At 71.6% G+C, this 17,399-nt stretch carries 16 protein-coding genes and 1 tRNA gene; 11 read left to right on the top strand and 6 right to left on the bottom strand.

The genetic code is table 11. The features are described from left to right. The first annotated feature begins 34 nt into the window (after nucleotides 1-34). The 4 genes from Athai_RS30820 to Athai_RS30805 all read left to right on the top strand — a co-directional run bounded on the left by Athai_RS30820 (nucleotide 35) and on the right by Athai_RS30805 (nucleotide 3,318). The gene (locus tag Athai_RS30820; RefSeq protein ID WP_203964733.1) at nucleotides 35-370 is read left to right on the top strand and encodes a rhodanese-like domain-containing protein; all 336 of its coding nucleotides are present in this window, start codon (nucleotides 35-37) and stop codon (nucleotides 368-370) included. A 123-nt stretch (nucleotides 371-493) separates the two neighbouring features. After that, a complete protein-coding gene (locus tag Athai_RS30815) occupies nucleotides 494-1,849 on the top strand; it encodes a PAS domain-containing sensor histidine kinase (RefSeq protein WP_203964732.1) in 1,356 nt (451 codons plus the stop codon). Between the two features lie 21 nt (nucleotides 1,850-1,870). Further along, a complete protein-coding gene (locus Athai_RS30810; protein ID WP_203964731.1) occupies nucleotides 1,871-2,302 on the top strand; it encodes an ATP-binding protein in 432 nt (143 codons plus the stop codon). Nucleotides 2,303-2,439: 137 nt separating this feature from the next. Next, the gene (locus tag Athai_RS30805) at nucleotides 2,440-3,318 is read left to right on the top strand and encodes a DUF5926 family protein (RefSeq protein ID WP_203964730.1); all 879 of its coding nucleotides are present in this window, start codon (nucleotides 2,440-2,442) and stop codon (nucleotides 3,316-3,318) included. Between the two features lie 837 nt (nucleotides 3,319-4,155). On the opposite strand, the gene Athai_RS30800 is transcribed toward Athai_RS30805, so the two are convergent. Next, entirely contained in the window at nucleotides 4,156-5,130 is a 975-nt protein-coding gene (locus tag Athai_RS30800) for an NAD(P)H-quinone oxidoreductase (protein ID WP_239157275.1), read from the bottom strand. Nucleotides 5,131-5,366: 236 nt separating this feature from the next. Between Athai_RS30800 and Athai_RS30795 the strand changes: the two genes are divergently transcribed. Next, on the top strand, nucleotides 5,367-6,023 hold the full coding sequence (locus Athai_RS30795; RefSeq protein ID WP_203964728.1) for a spermine/spermidine synthase domain-containing protein: 657 nt from the start codon (nucleotides 5,367-5,369) through the stop codon (nucleotides 6,021-6,023). Between the two features lie 356 nt (nucleotides 6,024-6,379). Continuing rightward, a complete protein-coding gene (gene proP, locus Athai_RS30790) occupies nucleotides 6,380-7,810 on the top strand; it encodes a glycine betaine/L-proline transporter ProP (RefSeq protein ID WP_203964727.1) in 1,431 nt (476 codons plus the stop codon). A gap of 85 nt (nucleotides 7,811-7,895) precedes the next feature. Here proP and efeB read toward each other — a convergent pair whose 3' ends face one another. The 3 genes from efeB to efeU are packed head-to-tail and all read right to left on the bottom strand — an operon-like array spanning nucleotide 7,896 to nucleotide 11,264. After that, nucleotides 7,896-9,146 (bottom strand): iron uptake transporter deferrochelatase/peroxidase subunit, encoded by a 1,251-nt coding sequence (gene efeB / locus Athai_RS30785; protein ID WP_203964726.1) that lies wholly within the window; start codon nucleotides 9,144-9,146, stop codon nucleotides 7,896-7,898. A gap of 51 nt (nucleotides 9,147-9,197) precedes the next feature. Further along, nucleotides 9,198-10,358: an iron uptake system protein EfeO gene (gene efeO, locus Athai_RS30780; protein ID WP_203964725.1), complete on the bottom strand. Its 1,161-nt coding sequence runs from the start codon at nucleotides 10,356-10,358 to the stop codon at nucleotides 9,198-9,200. A 45-nt stretch (nucleotides 10,359-10,403) separates the two neighbouring features. Further along, complete coding sequence (efeU, locus tag Athai_RS30775) at nucleotides 10,404-11,264, bottom strand: iron uptake transporter permease EfeU (protein WP_203964724.1); 861 nt, start codon at nucleotides 11,262-11,264, stop codon at nucleotides 10,404-10,406. 223 nt (nucleotides 11,265-11,487) lie between these two features. On the opposite strand from efeU, the gene Athai_RS30770 reads away from it, so the two are divergent. The 5 genes from Athai_RS30770 to Athai_RS30750 all read left to right on the top strand — a co-directional run bounded on the left by Athai_RS30770 (nucleotide 11,488) and on the right by Athai_RS30750 (nucleotide 15,632). Then, nucleotides 11,488-12,480, top strand: a complete 993-nt coding sequence (locus tag Athai_RS30770; RefSeq protein WP_203964723.1) for an asparaginase — start codon at nucleotides 11,488-11,490, stop codon at nucleotides 12,478-12,480. 34 nt (nucleotides 12,481-12,514) lie between these two features. Beyond that, nucleotides 12,515-12,604, top strand: a tRNA-Ser gene (locus Athai_RS30765). A 150-nt stretch (nucleotides 12,605-12,754) separates the two neighbouring features. Next, nucleotides 12,755-13,780 carry a helix-turn-helix domain-containing protein gene (locus Athai_RS30760; protein ID WP_203964722.1) on the top strand — a complete coding sequence of 342 codons (1,026 nt, stop codon included), beginning with the start codon at nucleotides 12,755-12,757 and terminating at the stop codon, nucleotides 13,778-13,780. A 275-nt stretch (nucleotides 13,781-14,055) separates the two neighbouring features. After that, a complete protein-coding gene (locus Athai_RS30755) occupies nucleotides 14,056-14,409 on the top strand; it encodes a hypothetical protein (protein ID WP_203964721.1) in 354 nt (117 codons plus the stop codon). A 521-nt stretch (nucleotides 14,410-14,930) separates the two neighbouring features. Beyond that, nucleotides 14,931-15,632: a hypothetical protein gene (locus Athai_RS30750; protein WP_203964720.1), complete on the top strand. Its 702-nt coding sequence runs from the start codon at nucleotides 14,931-14,933 to the stop codon at nucleotides 15,630-15,632. A 164-nt stretch (nucleotides 15,633-15,796) separates the two neighbouring features. Here Athai_RS30750 and Athai_RS30745 read toward each other — a convergent pair whose 3' ends face one another. After that, on the bottom strand, nucleotides 15,797-16,288 hold the full coding sequence (locus Athai_RS30745) for a hypothetical protein (protein WP_203964719.1): 492 nt from the start codon (nucleotides 16,286-16,288) through the stop codon (nucleotides 15,797-15,799). Nucleotides 16,289-16,290: 2 nt separating this feature from the next. Continuing rightward, nucleotides 16,291-17,250, bottom strand: coding sequence for a phosphotransferase family protein (locus Athai_RS30740; protein WP_203964718.1), 960 nt, complete (start codon nucleotides 17,248-17,250; stop codon nucleotides 16,291-16,293). Nucleotides 17,251-17,399 lie beyond the last annotated feature (149 nt).

The raw sequence follows: 17,399 nt of genomic DNA, 5'->3' as shown, positions 1-17,399 counted from the left end.
CGTTGCGGGAGACGACCATCAGGAGGCTCCCATCGTGTTCGCACCAGAGGTACCCACCGTGTCGACCGCCGACGTCCCGGCGGACGCGTACCTGCTCGACGTTCGGGAGCCGGACGAATGGGCCGCCGGGCACGCGCCGGGTGCCCACCACCTGCCGATGCAGGACGTGCCCGCCCGGCTGGGCGAGGTGCCGATGGACGACGACGTGTACGTGATCTGCCGGTCCGGTGGCCGCTCCGCCCAGGTCACCGCGTACCTGCTGGGCAACGGGTTCGACCAGGTCCGCAACGTGGACGGTGGGATGCGCGCCTGGGCCGCGGCCGACCGCGCGCTGGAGAGCACCGGCGAGGACGCGCCGCGCATCATCTGACCTGGTCCACCGCGGCGCGTCTGCCCCTATCCGGTGCACCAAACCGGCGTATTTGAGGTATGAGCGGCGAAGTCGCCGCCGCGCGGTTGCGTCCTGCCTGCCGGCCGGCAAGACTCGACCGCGATGGCCGTGGACTTCCCCGTACTGATCGCCGGCGTGCTGCGTGCCACCGACGCCGGCCGGCACCCGAAACCGGCGGTACGGGAGCTGCTCATCGCCCTGTCCGATGCGCTCGGTGCCGCCGGCGCCACGTTCGCCGTCCCCGGCGAGGGCGTGGCCCGGGTGGTCGCGGCGAGCCCCGGCGCGGCCTGGTCGCTGGGCAGCACCGGTACGCCGGAGATGGCCGGGGGCACCCCGTCGGCCGATGCGACGGGGACGGTCACCGTCGCGGTGCCGGACGCCGAAGGGCGCCCGGCCGGGGTGCTGCGCGTCCACCTGCGCCCGGACCAGCGACTCGACCGGGACGACCAGGACGCGGTACGGCTGGTGGCCCGGCTGCTCGGCGTGGTCTGCCCGCCGGCGACCGACCCGCTCGTCGCCGCGCTCGCCGACGGCCTCGCCGTGGTCGCCGCCGACGGCACGGTACGCAGCTGGAACCCCGCGGCGCAGGTGATCACCGGGCGCACCGCGGCGCAGGCGGTCGGCCGCACCGTGCCGTTCGCGGTACCGCCGCCGGGCCGCACCGTGGAACTCGACCTCGCCGACGGCCGGGTGCTGTCGGTGTCCTGTACCGCGCTCGCCGGGTCCACCGACCAGGTGGTGACGTTCCGGGACGTCACCGAGGCGCGCCGGCGGGAACGGGCGAAGGACCTGTTCGTCGCCACCACCAGCCACGAGCTGCGCACCCCGGTCACGGTGATCCGCGGGTACGTCGACACGCTGCACCGCCGGTGGGACCAGCTCGGCGAGGACACCCGGCGGGACCTGGTACGGGCCATCCACGAGCGCGCCGACCGGCTCGCCGTCCTGGTGGACCGGCTGCTGCTCGGCGGTGACGAGGAGCGGGTCGACGCGCTGCTCGAACCGCGCGAGTTCGACCTGCTGGCGGCGCTGTCCGGGGCGGTGGCGCGGCTCGGCTCGGAGGAGGCCGCCCGGCTGCGGACGGTGCTGCCGGACCGGCTGCCCCCGGCGTACGGCGATCCGGACAGCGTGCCGACCGTACTGACGGAGCTGGTCCAGAACGCCCACAAATATTCGCCTGATGGCGGAGTGATAACGCTGACGGCCGGTGCGGACGACAACACAGTGTGGTTCGAGGTAGCCGACAGCGGCATCGGGGTACGGCCGGAGGACACCGGCCGCGTCTTCGACCGCTTCTGGCAGGCGGAACGGACCGATCGGCGCCGGTTCGGCGGCGTTGGCCTCGGGCTTTACCTGGTACGTCGGATCGTGGAGGGCCAGCATGGCGAGGTGTCGTTACGGCGGCGTAATCCGGACGGAACGGTCGCTGAGGTACGGTTGCCTCGCGCAGGCATGTGACGTCTGGGGAGAGGCGTGAACGTGACAGCTGGCGTTGGGGAGCGTGCCCGGCACACCTTCGTGCCGCATCACGCCCGTGGCGCGAGCCTCGCCCGTACCCGCCTGCTGTCCGGTCTCCGCGCCGCCGGCGTCGAAGCCGAGCTGGCCAGCGACGCCGTGATGGTGGTGTCCGAGCTGGTCGGCAACGCCGCCCGACACGCCCGCGCGCTGCGGGACACCTCGGTCGAGGTGTCCTGGTCGGTCCTGCCGGACCGGGTCCAGGTGGCGGTGATCGACGGCGGCTCGGCCGAGACGCCGACGCTGCGCTCCGCCGACTGGGACGCCGTCGACGGCCGTGGCCTGCAGATCGTCGCCGCGCTCGCCACCCGCTGGGGTGTCCAGACCGAGGATGGTCGCCGCCGGGTGTGGGCCGAGCTGGTTGCCGCCCCCGGCGACGGCAGGCTCGCCGTCTGAGGGCTGCCGCCCTCGTCGCCCGGCGCGGCGGCTCCGCCGGGCCGGCGGTGGCGCGGGCGTCCCGGTGAGCGATCGGCCGATCGCGTACCGTATGCCGGTTGCGGGTCACCGGGCGTAACCGCATAGGCTGGCGTGCCGTGAGCAAGCGTCGCCGAAACAGTGCCTCCCGCGCCGAGCGCCGGGAGAAGGTGCGCGACATCTTCGTCGCGCGTCCATTCGAGGGTCTGGCCAGCGAGGCCGACTGGGTGGCGCTGCGGGAGCTGGTCCCCGCGGCGACCGCATCGCTGCAGCTGTCCGCGGAGTACGCGGCGAAGTACCCGGACCGGCAGGTCGTCCTCGCCACCGTGCTGCCGATGGCATGGCCGGCGATGGTCCGCGGCGACGGGACGGTGCTCGTCGGGCTGCAACGCCAGTTCCAGTCCGGCGACGTCAGCCGCGACATCGCCGCGTCGCTGCTCAGCGCGCTGGACACCGAGGTCGGCCAGACCGTCGGGGTGCCGGCACTGCCCGGCCCCGGCCCGCGGCTGCAGGACGTGCTGGCCGACGGTCCGCTCGACGTGACCATCGAGACCGGGTTCGACTTCTGGATCGCCCCCGGCGCCGACGAGGACCCCAACGTCAAGGCCAGCCTCGACCAGGCCAACGAGTCCATCTACCCGACCGAGCAGCTCGCCGCGGCGCCCGGCGCCTACTGGTGCCAGGTGCCCGACAAGGCGCACGTCCGGTGGGTGCTCGCCGAGGACGAGGACCCGGCGCTGGACGCGCTCGCCAAGCTCGCCGCCGCCGGCGAGCTGACCCTCGGCGACGGCACCCGGTTCGCCGGCATGTTCCGCGCCCACGGGCTGCTCGTCCCGGTGTGGGACGTGCCGATCGATCGGCCGGCCTCCGACTGGGAGACGCCGCTCGGCACGGTCCGCGACGGGTACCAGCGGTACCTGGCGGCCGCCGAGCCGCTCACCGCCGAGGAGCGGAGGTCCCGCCAGGGGTTGCTGGGTCGTCAGTTCACCCTGCGCTGAACGGCGACCCGCGGCGGCACCGTGCGCTCGGGCTGCGGGTGTGAAGGCCACCGCCTGGGTGCGCAGTGCAAAGGCGACCCCATGGGCTGGCGGGGTGAAGGCCACCTCCGTGTTCTGTGTGTTCGGGGTGCGGGGTGTGAAGGCCACCTCTGTTCGCGCTTTGACCCCGCGTGGGGGAGCGTGGGGAGGGGGACTTCGCCCCCTCCCCACACCCCTCCCCCGCTAAGGGGCCGTCGCCCCCTTAGCGATCCCCCGGCCGGACAAACAGAGACGAGATCCTGACTGCGCCTGGCTCGCTTCGGAAGGTCGGGGCCCGGTGCCCGGGTCCAGACGCCGCCTGACCCGTGTCGGAAGGTCGGGGTCCGGTGGCTGGGTCGGGACGCCGCCTGGCTCGTGTCGGAAGCTCGTGTGGTGCTGGTGGTCGGTCTGCGCGGCCTGGGCGCCGCGGTCGGCTCGACGCGGCGGGCGGTTGGGCGTGGCGGGCGGTGTCGTGGTGGGAAGGCCGGACCGGACCCCGTCCTTGTTCGACGGTTGCTCGGCGTCGAGGGGCAGCCGTTCCGGGGGCTGGGTGGGGGATCGCCAAGGGGGCTTTCCCCCTTGGCGGGGAAGGAGCGCGAGGAGGGGGCGAAGCCCTCTCCTCGCATCCCCCCACGCGGGGTCAAAGCGGCGAACAGAGGTGGCCTTCACACCGCAACCCCGAAGCGGCGCCGCCCCCGGATGTGGGGGTACAGCGGCGAACAGAGGTGGCCTTCACACCCGCACCCCAGGCGCACAGAACACGGCGGCAGCCAGCACACCGCCGGCTGCGGTGGCCTGCCACCCCGCAGCCGCTCACGGTCAGCGGGTAAGAAGAAGCTTGCCCAGGTGAGAGCTGGCTTCCATCACGCGGTGCGCCTCGGCGGCGTCCGGCAGCGGGAACGTGTCGGCGACGACAGGGCGGATCGCGCCCGAGGTGATGAGCGGCCACAGCTGGGTGCGCACCTCGCCGACGATGGCCGCCTTCTCCGGCAGCGGCCGGGCGCGCAGCCCGGTGACGGTCAGGGACGCGTTGCGGGCCATCAGCAGGCCGAGGTCGAGTTCGGCGGTACGGCCGCCCTGGAAGCCGATGACGACGAGCCGGCCGTTGCGGGCGAGCGCGGTGACGTTGCGGGTCAGGTACTTGGCGCCGATGTGGTCCAGGATGACGTCGGCGCCGTGGCCGCCGGTCGCGTCGGCGAGCGCGGCGACGAAGTCGGTACTGGTGTAGTCGAACACTTCCTCGACGCCGAGGGCGCGTAACGCGTCGTGCTTGACGGTGCGGGCCGTCGCGTACGGCACCGCGTCGAGGGCGCGGGCGAGCTGGATGGCGAAGGTACCGATGCCGCTGCCGCCGCCGTGCACGAGCAGCGTTTCACCGGCGGCCAGCCGTCCGGCCTGCACCAGGTTGGACCAGACGGTACAGGCGATCTCGGGCAGGCCGGCCGCGTCGCGCAGCGAGACACCGGCCGGTACCGGCAGCACCGTGTCGGCGGAGACCGCGACCCGCTCCGCGTACCCGCCGCCGGGCAGCAGCGCGCAGACCTCGTCGCCGAGCTGCCAGTCGGTCACGTCGGCGCCGACCGCGAAGATCCGGCCGGAGCATTCCAGGCCGAGGTATTCGGGTGCGCCGGGCGGCGGCGGGTAGAGCCCGCGGCGCTGCTGGATGTCGGCGCGGTTGACACCGGCCGCGGCGACTTCGATGACGACCTCACCCGGGCCGGGGGTCGGATCCGGTACCTCGGCCCAGTCGAGCACCTCGGGGCCGCCGTCCGCGTTCCTGATCACCGCATGCACGTCGCCACCGTACCGCCGGGGCTGGGTCGTTTCGCGGCGACCGTCCGCACCGCGTTGTCCACAGGGGTGCGCGTTGTCCACAGATTGCGCGCGCCCCGCGCCGGCCCCCGGACACCCCGATAGGCTGGCAAGCGGGGAGCCCCCGGTGAGGGTGGGGGCTGCTAGAGCACGACAGGTAATCCGACGTCCGGCACCGACCGGCATCCGGCCGCCGTCGGCACCTAGGCTCGACGTCCGTGGAGACCATCGAACGTCGGGACACGCCGCGCGGTGAGCTGGTGTTGCGCCGGGACGAGCAGGCCGACCGGTACGAGATCATCAGCAACGGCACGTTCCTGATGGACACCTCGGACGGCCGGTCGGAGCGGCTGCTGGTCACCGAGGCGCTGGCGGCGGGTGAGCCGCCGCGGCGGCTGCTGATCGGTGGCCTGGGGGTCGGGTTCTCGCTGGCGCAGGCGGTGGCGGACGAGCGGCTGACCGAGATCACCGTGCTGGAGCGGGAGCCGGTGGTGGTGGAGTGGCAGCGCGCGCACCTGTCCCGGTTCTCCGGCGACGCGTTGGCCGATCCACGGGTCACGGTGGTGGTCGACGACCTGGTGCGGTGGCTGCACGCGGAGGCTCCGGCGGACCGGTACGACGCGGTCTGCCTGGACATCGACAATGGTCCACAGTGGACGGTCGTACCGGGGAACGCCGCACTCTACGACGTCGCCGGCCTCACCGCGGTACGGGCCACCCTCGCTCCCGGTGGCACCCTCGCGGTGTGGAGCGCCGCCGCGGTGCCGGCGTTCGAGGCGACGCTCGGCGGGCTGTTCCACGACGTGCGGGTGCTGCCGGTGGAGGTCTCCCGCGGCGAACCGGATGTCGTCTACCTCGCCCGGCGCGGGCGCTGACCGGGCCCGACTGCCTGCCGCGCGCTGGCGGCTCGACTGCCCTGCCGCGCGCTGGCGGCTCGACTGCCCTGCCGCGCGCTGACCGGGCTCGACTGCTCTGCCGCGCGCTGGCTGTGCCGGCTCGCCCGCCGCGCGCTGGCCGTGCCGACTCGCCCGCCCCGCGGGCTGCCCGTACCGGCTGTCCCGCGGCGCGGGCCCGCCGCGCGCCGTGCCGAGCTGACCGCGTGCTCCCGCGAAGTATGACGGAATTGTCCTGATCGGCGGATCCGCGGAACGGAGGGATTGATCTGCCGCCGGCGGGGTAGTTCGGCCAGCGGACCGGTAGCGGTCCGCTGCCGAGCGAGCCGGGGGGCGCCATGGCAGGGTCCAAACGGCTCGATCCGCGCCGGCTCGCCGGCAGCCACCGGCGGCGCCTCACCGTCGACGACATCACCGTGGTCGACCCGGACACGCTGCGGCGCGCGGTCGCCGCGGCGGCCATCGGCAACACGATGGAATGGTTCGACTTCGGCGTCTACAGCTACCTCGCGGTGACCCTGGGCAAGGTGTTCTTCCCGAGCGGGAACCCGGCGGCGCAGCTGATCTCGACGTTCGCCACGTTCACCGCGGCGTTCCTGGTCCGGCCCATCGGCGGCCTCTTCTTCGGCCCGCTCGGTGACCGGATCGGCCGCAAGCGGGTGCTCGCGACCACGATGATCACGATGGCCGCCGGTACGTTCAGCATCGCGTTCATCCCCTCCTACGCCACGATCGGGCTGGTCGCGCCGGCGTTGCTGCTGGTGGCGCGGTTGGTGCAGGGGTTCTCCACGGGCGGCGAGTACGGCGGGGCGACCACCTTCATCGCCGAGTACGCGCCGGACCGGCGCCGCGGGTTCATGGGCAGCTGGCTGGAGTTCGGCACCCTCACCGGCTACTCGATGGGCGCCGGCCTGGTCACCCTGCTGTCCGCGGCACTGTCCGAGCAGTCGATGCTGTCCTGGGGTTGGCGGCTGCCGTTCCTGGTCGCCGGGCCGCTCGGCCTGGTCGGCCTGTACCTGCGGCTGCGGCTGGAGGAGACCCCGGCGTACGAGAAGATCACCGCGGACAAGAAGCAGAGCGACGAGCAGAAGCCGAAACGGCACGAGTACCGGGAGATCCTGGTCGGCGAGTGGCGCGCGATGCTGCTGTGCCTCGGGCTGGTTCTCGTCTTCAACGTCACCGATTACATGCTGCTGTCGTACCTGCCGAGCTACCTGCACGCGGCGCTCGGCTTCGGGGAGACGCCCGGGTTGCTGATCGTGCTGGTGTGCATGGTGCTCATGATGGTGGTGATCACGTTCGCTGGCCGGATCTCCGACCACCTCGGCAGGCGCCCGGTGCTGATGGCCGGCTGCATCGGGTTCTTCGTCCTGTCGGTGCCGGCGTTCCTGCTCATGCGGATAGCCACGGTCGGCACGATCTTCGCCGGCGTCCTGGTGCTGTGCCTGCTGCTGGTCTGCTTCACCTCGACGATGCCGGCCGCGCTGCCGGCGCTGTTCCCGACGAAGGTGCGCTACGGCGCGATGTCGATCGGGTTCAACGTGTCGGTGTCGCTGTTCGGTGGCACCACACCGCTGGTCAACGAGGCGCTGATCAGCGCCACCGGCAGCACGATGGTACCGGCGTTCTACCTGATGGCCGCCGCGGTGATCGGCGGGGTCGCGGTGTTCTTCATGCGCGAGACGGCCCGCAAGCCGCTCCGCGGCTCGCCCCCGGCCGTCTCCTCCCGGCGCGAGGCCCGGGACCTCGTCGCCGCCCAGCGCCCCTGACCGCCCCGACCCTGATCATGGTGTTGTCCGCTTAGTAAGCGCTTACCTCGACTGATAACGCCATGATCGACAGCGGCGGGGCGAGTCAGTCCGCGAGCAGGGACTGGCCCCAGTACTCGTGGTCGCCGACGCCGGGCGGGCACGCGTACAGGCCGGAACCGACGTGCGTGATGTACTCGTTGAGGGCGTCGTGCGCGCTCAACTTCCGTTGCAACGCCACGAACTGCGATCGCGGATCGCGCTGGTAGCAGAGGAAGAACAGGCCGGCGTCCAGCTCGCCGGACGCGGCGATCATGCCGTCGGTGTAGTTGTACGCGCGGCGCAGGATCTGCACCCCTCCGTTGTTCTCCCGGGCTGCCAGCCGCATGTGCGCACCGACCGGGATCGTCGGCGACCCGTCCGGGTTCTTCGCCGCGAAGTTCGGCTGGTCGAACTCGCCGCCGCCGGTCAGCGGCGCGCCGGTGTACTTGTGCCGGCCGAACACGTTCTGCTGGTCGGTGAGGAAGTCGCGGTCCCACGCCTCGATCCGCATCCGGATCTTGCGGGCCACCAGGTAGCTGCCGTCCCGCATCCACGCCTGGTCGGTGTCGGCGCCGACGAACACCCACCGGTCCATCGTCTTCGCGTCGTGGATGTTGCGGGTCCCGTCCTTGAACCCGAACAGGTTCCGCGGCGTCTCCTGCTTGCTGCTGGTCGTCGCGGCCTTCCCGAATCCGAGCTGCGACCAGCGCATCACCACGGTGCCGCGGCCCAGCCGGGCCAGGTTGCGGATCGCGTGGAACGCCACCATCGGGTCGTCCGAGCAGGCCTGGATCGCGATGTCGCCGTTGCTGCTCTCGGCGTCCAGGTTCTCCCCGGCGAACTTCGGCAGCTCCGCGAGCGCCGCCGGCCGCCTGTCCGCCAGGCCGAACCGCTTGTCGAACAGCGACGGGCCGAACCCGATCGTGACGGTCAGGTTCGCCGGCTTGCTACCGAACGCCTCGCCGGTGTCCGCCGGCGGTGCTGTCCCGAGCTTGTTCTCGCCCGGCACCGGCCGGCCGTCGCACATCGCGCGGGCCGCCGCCGTCCAGGTCTTCAGCAGCCGCCGCAACGCGTCCCGGTTCTGCTCCGGGCTGCCGTCGACGGTCAGGTCGTACGCGGCGAAGGCCAGCCGGTCCTGCTGCGCGGTGGCGATGCCGGCCTGCCGGTCCCCGCCGAACTCCACCTTCGCCGGCGCCGCGGCCGGCGGCTCGGCATCCGAGCCGCACGCGGTCAGCGTGCCCGCCGCGGTACCCGCCAGCGCGGCGGTCCCGAGCGTCAGCAGCCCGCGCCGCGAGGTATGCACCGTGTTCGCCATCGAACCCTCCCCAGAGGCCGGGACGTCGCGCGGCCCGGCGCCGGTCGATCGTCAGCCGGTCACCTTCGCGGCGACCTGGGACAGCGGTTCGGCGAGCGCGTCCACCTTCTGCGTCAGGGTGCGGCGCTGCGCCTGCGTCACCGTCGAGTAGTCCACGTAGTGCGTACCGGCGTAGCTGCCGCGGTGCGCCTTCAGCGCGTCGGTCACCTGCCGGTACGCCGCCGACACCTGCTTGGCCAGCTTCGGGTGGGTCTTCGCCAGCGCCGGTTCGAGCAGCTCGAACGCCTTCCGGCCGCCGGTCACGTTGGCCTCGAAGTCGTTCAGGTCGGTGTGCGAGTACCGGTCCTCCTCGCCGGTGATCTTGCTGGACGCCACCTCGTTGAGCAGCTCGGTGGCGCCGTTCGCGAGCTGCGCCGGCTGGTACTTCGCCGACGCCACCAGCTTCTGCAGCTTCGCGATGTCCGCGTCCAGCTTGTCCGCGACCGGCTTCATGCCCTTCGTGGACCCGTCCTGCCAGAGCGCCTTCTCGATCCGGTGGAAGCCGGTCCACTTGCTCGGATCGGTGACGTCGTTGGCCCGCGCGTCCACGTCCGGGTCGAGGTTGCCGAAGCTCTCCGCGACCGGCTCGACCTCCTCGTAGTGGTACCGCGCCGGCGAGTACAGCTGCTTGGCCTTCGCGACGTCACCGGCCCGGACCGCGTCGGTGAACTTCTTCGCCGCCGGTACCAGCTTGTCCACCTCGGCGACCACGTAGTCGTGGTACCCGGTCGTCGCCGCCGCGAGCGCCTTGCGTACAGCCGGGTCCTGGCTGGCGTCCGCCGCGCTGCCGGTGACCTGGAGGTTCCAGTGCTCCGTCTTCGCGTTCGGGCAGTACATCTGGTACTTGCCGGCCTTGAGCTTCAGCGAGAACGTGCCGGACAGGCCCGGCGTCAGGTTCTCCTTCTCGCCGATGATCACCCCGTGCTGCAGCAGCTCCGCCTCGCTGACCTTGCTCGCGTTCGCGTTCTTCACCTCGAAGGTGACCGGGCCGGCCTTGATCTTCGCCGGGGAGGGCCGGCAGCCGTCGTTGGTCAGCGACACCTCGACCGTCGTCGCGCCCTTCGCGGCAGCGTCGTCGCCACCCTGCTGGCAGCCGGCGGCGAGCAGGCCGACGGCGACCAGCCCGGCCGGTACGCCGACGCTCAGCGCACGCAGCGATCGGGGTCGAGGCATGGCGGGGTACTCCTTGCGGTGTCGGGTCGAGGGGAGGGGCGCCGCTCAGGCGGCGTCGACGGGTGCCGGTGCCGGCTCGGTGGACTTCTTCGCCGCGGGCGCCTTCCGGCGCCGCGGCCAGGCGACGTAGCAGAACATCGGTACCGCGTACACCAGCCAGCCGATCGCCTCGATCACCGCGGGCCGCGCCTGCCAGCCGAGCACGCCGGTGAACAGCGACTCCAGCACGGTGCCGGGTCGTACCAGCCAGGTCAGGTCGACGGCGGTCGCCTGCCCGACGTTCAGCCAGCCGGCCTCGTGCGCGGTGTGCAGCGAGGTCATCAACAGCCCGGCGGCGACCAGTACCAGCACCAGCCCGGTGACGGTGAAGAACCGCGCCATGTTGAGCCGGACGCCGCCGCGGTAGATGCCGTACCCGATGGCGACGGCGATCAGGATGCCGAGCACCGCGCCGATCGTGCCGCTCGCGACGCTGGCCGAGTTCTGCAGCACCGAGACGAGGAAGACGGAGGTCTCGAAGCCTTCCCGAAGCACGGCGAGGAACGCCATCGCGACCAGCGCGCCGGCCGAACCGCGGGCCAGCGCGTCGGACGCGGCGCCCTCCAGGTCACGCTTCAGGTACCGGGAGTGCTTCGACATCCAGAGGATCATGAACGTGACCATGACGACGGCGAACAGCCCGATCACGGTCTCCATGCCCTCCTGGGCCTGTTGCGGCAGTTCCTGCGAGAGGGTGACCAGCCCGACGCCGATCAGCAGGCACAGCGCCACCGCGGCGGCCACGCCGATCCACATCTGCCGCAGCGCGTCGCGGCGGCCGTTCCGGCCGAGGAACGCGGCGATGATGCCGACGATCAGGGCCGCTTCGAGACCTTCGCGCAGGCCGATCACCAGCGTCGGAATCACCGCTGTCGCGCCTCCTTGCGCCGAGGTGTGTGGGCCACCGTCGGATGTCGAACGGCGACGAGCGCGGGAAGCCACCCGCCCAGACGAGGCCAGGCTAGCCTAACCATGGTGCGGGCACAACGTGGGGGCGCTGTGACGGCGCACTCCGTGACGTCCCGCCGCGCGCGGCCCGCGCCGCGACGCTGCAAGACTCGTACCCAGGCGGGACGATCTGGGGGTACGCATGGGCGGGCACGAGCCGGTCGCCGAGGTCTGGCGCGGCGACTTTCTCGAATCCGAGCACCACGGCTCGGTGGTGGCACTCGACGCCGACAACCGGCCGGCGCTGGCCGTCGGCGCGCCGGACGTCCCGGTCTATCCGCGCTCGTCGAACAAGCCGATCCAGGCCACCGCGATGCTGCGCGCCGGCCTCGACCTCGACGGCGAACTGCTCGCGCTGGCCAGCGCCAGCCACTCCGGCGAGGCGTACCACCTCGACGGCGTCCGGCGGATCCTCGCCGGCGCCGGCCGCACCCCCGACGACCTGCAGAACACCCCCGGGCTACCGCTGTCCACCGAGGCACTCGCGGCGCACTACGCCGCCGGCCGCGGCCCGGAACGCATCACCATGAACTGCTCCGGCAAGCACGCCGCGATGCTCGCCACCTGCGTCGCCGCCGGCTGGCCGACCGAGACCTACCTGGACCCGAGCCACCCGCTGCAACGCGCCGTCCGCCGCACCCTGGAGGACCTGGCCGGCGAACCCGTCGCCGCGGTCGGCATCGACGGGTGCGGCGCCCCGCTGTTCGCGGTGTCGCTCACCGGGCTGGCCCGCGCGTTCGGCCGCATCGCCACCGCACACTCCGGCACCCCGGAGGGCCGGGTCGCCGCCGCCATGCGCGCGCACCCCGAGTACGTCGGCGGTACCGGCCGGGACGTCACCGACCTGATGCGGCTGGTGCCGGGGCTGATCGCCAAGGACGGCGCCGAAGGCGTCTACGCCGCCGCCCTGCCGGACGGCCGCGCCGCCGCCCTCAAGATCGCCGACGGCGCCGGCCGCGCCCGCCCACCGGTACTCGTCGCGGCGCTGCGCGCGCTCGGCGCCGACCTCACCGCCGTGGACGCCCGCCCGGCGGACGACTCGCTGACCGCCCCGCCGGTACTCGGGCACGGCGAGCCGGTCGGCGACATCCGCCCCACCGCCGCCCTCGCACCCCGCAGCATCGCCCGGCCATGACAAACTGAACCCGGCGTCGCCCCGGCGGCGCCTCGGAGGGCTCGCCTAGTGGCCGATGGCGGCGGTCTTGAAAACCGCTAGGGCGGTATCCCCGTCCTCGTGGGTTCGAATCCCACGCCCTCCGCTCCACCAGCCGTTTCCGCAGGCCACGCCGCATTCCCCGGCTTGGCCTGCGGCTCCATCCAGTCCCCCTGGCGGTCAGCCAAGTCCCACCGGTTCGCAGCGTTCGTGCGAAATCCGTGCGAACGATCCGGGCGCCGTGGGGTGGTGCCGCGTGAGCATCGAGGCGCTCTCATATGTCCTGTCGCTCGACGTCGGGCACCCGACCCGCAAGCTGATCCTGCTGGGCTATGCCAACCACGTGCACGCGGACGGTACGGCGTCGTACGCGAAGCCGGCCACGATCGCCCGATACGCGAACTGCTCGGAGCGCACCGTCCAACGGCACCTCGACGACCTGCTGCGAGCCGGCCTGCTGCGCGAGGGCGACCAGCGGCTCGTCGACCACCTGCCGCGCCACGGCCGACCGATCGTGTACGACGTCGCGATGAGCGGCGAGGCGTCCTCGGCGTGGGCTGCTGCGTACCGCCCGGGGAGGCGCGCGACGGCGGCTCGCCACGGCGCCCGCGGTGGTCGTCGTGCCGCCGAGAACCGTGTACGGGGTGACACCGTGACACCCGGTCCGGTGGCCGGGGGTGACAACACGACACCCCGCGCCGAGGGGCCGGAGCCCCAGGTCGGCGGGGGTGACGACCTGGCACCCCAGGATCCCGGTATCCACAGGGGTGACACGGCTACGTCACCGGGTCGGGGTGACACAGCCCTGTCACCCGAACCGTCCCCCTTCAACCGTCCTTCCTCCTCCCCTACGGCTGATGCGGAGGAGGAGGGGCAGCCGTACCAGAGAAGTGCCAGCGCCGAACGGTTGGTCAGCCAGCTCCCGGGGCCGCTCAGCGGCCACCAGCGCCGCCGGGTGGCGGCGGAAGTGGCGGCGAAGCTCGACGCCGGCTGGCCCGAGGACGCACTGCGTACCGAGCTGGTCGCCGACGTCGGCTCCGCCCGTTCCAAGGCCGCGGTCTACCTGCACCGGCTCAACGCCCTGCCCGGCTGCCCGCCGTACGACGCGACAGAGCAGCGGGCGTCGCGGCCGGAGCACTGCGGTACCTGTGAGGACCGCACCCGCTTCCGTGAGACGCCGGACGGCCGTCCGTACCCTTGCCCGGCCTGCCACCCGGTACCCGCTCGCCGAGCCGACGGCGCCCGGGTGGAGTCAGCCCTCGCCTCTGCGCTCTCAGCCTGACCCGCGCATACCCAGCCGTCCCGCCGGTTCCGACCGGCGGGACGGCTTCATTTTTTTTTGAACCTAACCCCCGCAGGAGGGAACAAGCCATGAGCACCGATGTCCTTCAGGCCAGCATCGATACGCCTCAGACTTTCGCCACGCCGCCCGATGGCAGCGGAATCCTCGGCGAACCAGAGTAGACGGACGGTGGCTCGCCAGGGTGCGACTGCTTCGCACATCGAATGTTGGGCGATTCCTGACGGCGGGTGTGTCGACTGCCGTAGCCTCGGTGCATGACTGGAATGGGGGCGTCCGGCGAGTCGTGGCGCAAGATCCAGGAAGACATCAGGAAGCTGCTGAACCAGATGAGTCCAGCGGCGGAGCAGATGCGAGAGCTGCGGGAGCGGGTGAATCCAGCAGCAGATCAAGTTCGGAGACTACAGGAACAGATCACACCGATATTGGAACAGATCAGAAAGTCTTCGTTCCCCAACCGACAGGAGGAACTAGAGAAGCTGCGCGAGAGCGTCGAGCAGTTGCGCGAAGAAATGACACCGATCACGGGTCAGATCGATGCGCTGAATCGTCAACACGACGAACTGCTCAAAAAGCTTAAAGAGCTGGAAGAAAGGATTGGTCGCGCATAGTCCACCAAGACTGAGTAATGGATAGATGGCGCAGGGAAGGCTCGATCGGACGCCAACTCTGTGCTGTGTCGCCGCGTCACACGTGTTACCGGTCCGGTTCGTCTTGAGGCGGGAGATCGTTGACGGCGCGGACGACGAAGGCGCGGGCATCTTCGCCGGTGGCTGCTTCGCTCCAGAGCAGTTGCATGGACCGGGCGTAGATCGCGGCTTCGATAGCGCCGTGGTCAACAGATCACCCGGCCCGACGCATCGCTTCGATCTCTTTTCGCGGCCGGCACGTATGCGGTTCTATCGCGCGTTTCCGTGCAATAGCGACGACAAGCGCTTCGAAGGCGGATCAACTGCGTGTAAGTCCACTCGACATCGGCAGGGAGTATCGCCCGCCAGGGTATGTCGGCTCGTTCTGCGGCCGTGCGCGGAAGCGGACTATGCGGGATCGCCTCCCACGGCTGCCGAGACCAATACGCTTATGACGGTGGCAGAATTGCGGTTCGCTGCAGCGGGACGCTCGAGGACACGTCATGACGATGCACAAGGTTCGCGTAGTCGCGGTGGATGTCGGCTCGGTCGCTCGCCTGAACGACTCTCGGTTCGGGTGGGTGGCCCGCGACTGCCGCTTCGACGGTGGGTCAGTCGAACACATCGACAAGGTTGGATGCGGCCGGCGCCCCGACGAACTACCAGAGATCATCGACTCGGCTCTGCGGGATGGTGGACTCGTGGCGCTGGGAATGGAATGCCCGCTCTTGCTGCCTGTTCCCGCCGACTGGCGAGACCTGGGTAGGGCCCGGGTCGGCGACGCGAGTCACGCCTGGTCGGCTTCTGCCGGCGCTTGCTCCATGGCAACCGGCCTCGTCCAACTTGCCTGGCTGCTGCATGAGGTGGCCAGGAGAGGTGGGGAAATGGGTGCCACGACCCGACCCGACCGCTGGTGCACGGCCGCACCGTTGCTCCTCTGGGAGGCGTTCGTTTCCGGCACTGCCAAGACCGATCGCAGTTCACGTGGACACATTGCCGATGCCGGCGCCGCCGTCCAGGCATTCCTGATGCGGATAGACCGACTGACCGTCGCCGACGCCGATGATGTTCACCTGGGTGGTCATCGCGGACTGAACCTCGCCGCAGTGGCGGCGCTTCATGCCGGGCTCTGCATCCCGCGGGACGAACTGGACGCTCCCCTGCCTGTCGTTTGCGCAACCGCTACGCCGCCGAGTGCCAGCTGATGACGCAATCCGGGAGTGATGTGGGGTGAGCCCGGATAGCGTCGCGGCTACCAGCGGTGCCGTATGCCTAAGCTGAATGGCGCAGTTGCCGCCGGATGGACGACGAGACGATACGAGGATTCTTCCTGACAGATCAGAGCGTTTTCGGGCCTGGGGCGGGCGGCTCAGGTTTGTCCGGGGGGCGCGGGTTTGTCGGGACAGACTGCTTCGGTCCAGACCGCGGTGAGGTCCCGGCTGACGACGGTCAGGGAACCTTCGTCGAAGCACATTTCGTGGCGGCAGCCGTGCTCGTGCGGAAGGATCTCGTCCAGCGTGATCGCATTGCGTTCCGCCCAGACGGGCGGACGGCAGGACGAGGCGGGGAACGCGTCGACGACCCCGGAGTAGCGGATCGCCAGGTCCTCCTCGTGCTTCCAGCAGTTGTGCCGGAACCGGAGTTCGAGCCAGCGTTCACCAGAGGTCCGGCCGCTCAGAACGGTGTCGGGCTTGAGGTCCTTGACGCACCGCTGGCTGCCGAAGTCGTAGTGGCCGGCCTCGGTGGCGAATGCCCGGGCGCCGGCGGGCAGGTCCGCGGCGAGGGCGGGCAGCAGGTCGAGGTAGGCGGTGGGGTCGAGGAAGCGGCAGTCGTTCTCGTCCGCCACGATGACGTGCCGCATGCTCAGCCCAGCCCGTCCAGCAGAGCGGTGAGGTAGGCGTCCAGCCGCGTCGACACGGCTTGCTCGGTCAGCTCCGGCCTGCCCTGCTGCCGCCACAACAGCGACACCTCCGGCACCTCCTCGGAGAACGCCAGGGGTTCCCGCACCTGCCAGTACCGGCGCTCGGGGGCCGATGCGGCCAGCATCCCGCCGGCTGCCTCGTACGCCGCCAGGAACCGCAGGCCCCAGGTTGGGCCGTGCAGCAGCGCGAGGTTGGTGGCGCAGTGCGCGACGTCGAGATCCGCCGGGCCCCAGGAGGTCGCCGCCCAGTCGACGACGGCGGTGATCCGGGCGCCTGCCGGGCTCGCGGGCGGCACGTCGAACAGTACGTTGCCCGGTTGGAAGTCCCGGTGCAGGAACCGCCCTTCGTACCGCGGCGGGGGCCGGCGGATCAGCTCGATCGCCGCGCCCCAGGCCGCCGGGTCGCCGCCCGGCGGTACCACGACGCTGTCCGCGGTCGTCAGCGCCACGTACCCGCGGGGCCGGTCGGCGGGCCGCACCGCGTGGATCGCCGCGAGTTGGCTGGCCAGCAGCGGTACGCGCGCCGGCACGCCCTCGTCGGCCAGGACCGTCCGGCCAGCCAGGTGCGTCATCAGCAGCGACGGGTACGCGCAGTGCACCGCCGTCGGATCGGCCGCGACCAGCTCCGGCGCCGGTATGCCGGTCCCGGTCAGTGCGGCCAGCGCGCCGGCCTCCCGGCCCAGCCAGTCCTCGGCGTGGGCTGCCGACGACGGTGTGGTGAAGCTCCGCAGCACCAGGTGCCGGGTGCCGCCGTGCCGGGTGCCGATGGTCAGTCGCCGCATCTCGGCGGTCATGCCGCCGTGCAGCACCTCGATCCCGGCGACCCGCTCACCGACGTCCAGCTGGCGGTGCACCCACGCCAGCGTCGACGCTGGGAGGTCCGCGATCTCGGGATGGGTCACGGTGCCACCTCATCATCCGCCGGGCGGTTCGCACGAGGTGTTTTCGCGCTCGCCTTCCTGGAACGCGGGGTGCCCCGCGGTGTCCGCCCCGCCGACCCGCTTCGGACGGCAGCCGGGCCACGAAGAATTGCTGCGACAGCCGGCACCCC

It is taken from the genome of Actinocatenispora thailandica (assembly GCF_016865425.1).
In the GTDB taxonomy this organism is placed as follows: Bacteria; Actinomycetota; Actinomycetes; order Mycobacteriales; family Micromonosporaceae; genus Actinocatenispora; species Actinocatenispora thailandica.
Note: the sequence above shows the minus strand (reverse complement) of the source record. Positions and strands in the feature narration are given on the sequence as shown.

Bases quoted from the DNA above. Each gene is read 5' to 3' on its own strand.
- Athai_RS30750 (WP_203964720.1), top strand. From the start codon at position 14,931: ATGACGATGCACAAGGTTCGCGTAGTCGCGGTGGATGTCGGCTCGGTC.
- proP (WP_203964727.1), top strand. From the start codon at position 6,380: ATGGCAGGGTCCAAACGGCTCGATCCGCGCCGGCTCGCCGGCAGCCAC.
- Athai_RS30745 (WP_203964719.1), bottom strand. From the start codon at position 16,288: ATGCGGCACGTCATCGTGGCGGACGAGAACGACTGCCGCTTCCTCGAC.
- Athai_RS30755 (WP_203964721.1), top strand. From the start codon at position 14,056: ATGACTGGAATGGGGGCGTCCGGCGAGTCGTGGCGCAAGATCCAGGAA.
- Athai_RS30815 (WP_203964732.1), top strand. From the start codon at position 494: ATGGCCGTGGACTTCCCCGTACTGATCGCCGGCGTGCTGCGTGCCACC.
- efeO (WP_203964725.1), bottom strand. From the start codon at position 10,358: ATGCCTCGACCCCGATCGCTGCGTGCGCTGAGCGTCGGCGTACCGGCC.
- Athai_RS30770 (WP_203964723.1), top strand. From the start codon at position 11,488: ATGGGCGGGCACGAGCCGGTCGCCGAGGTCTGGCGCGGCGACTTTCTC.
- efeB (WP_203964726.1), bottom strand. From the start codon at position 9,146: ATGGCGAACACGGTGCATACCTCGCGGCGCGGGCTGCTGACGCTCGGG.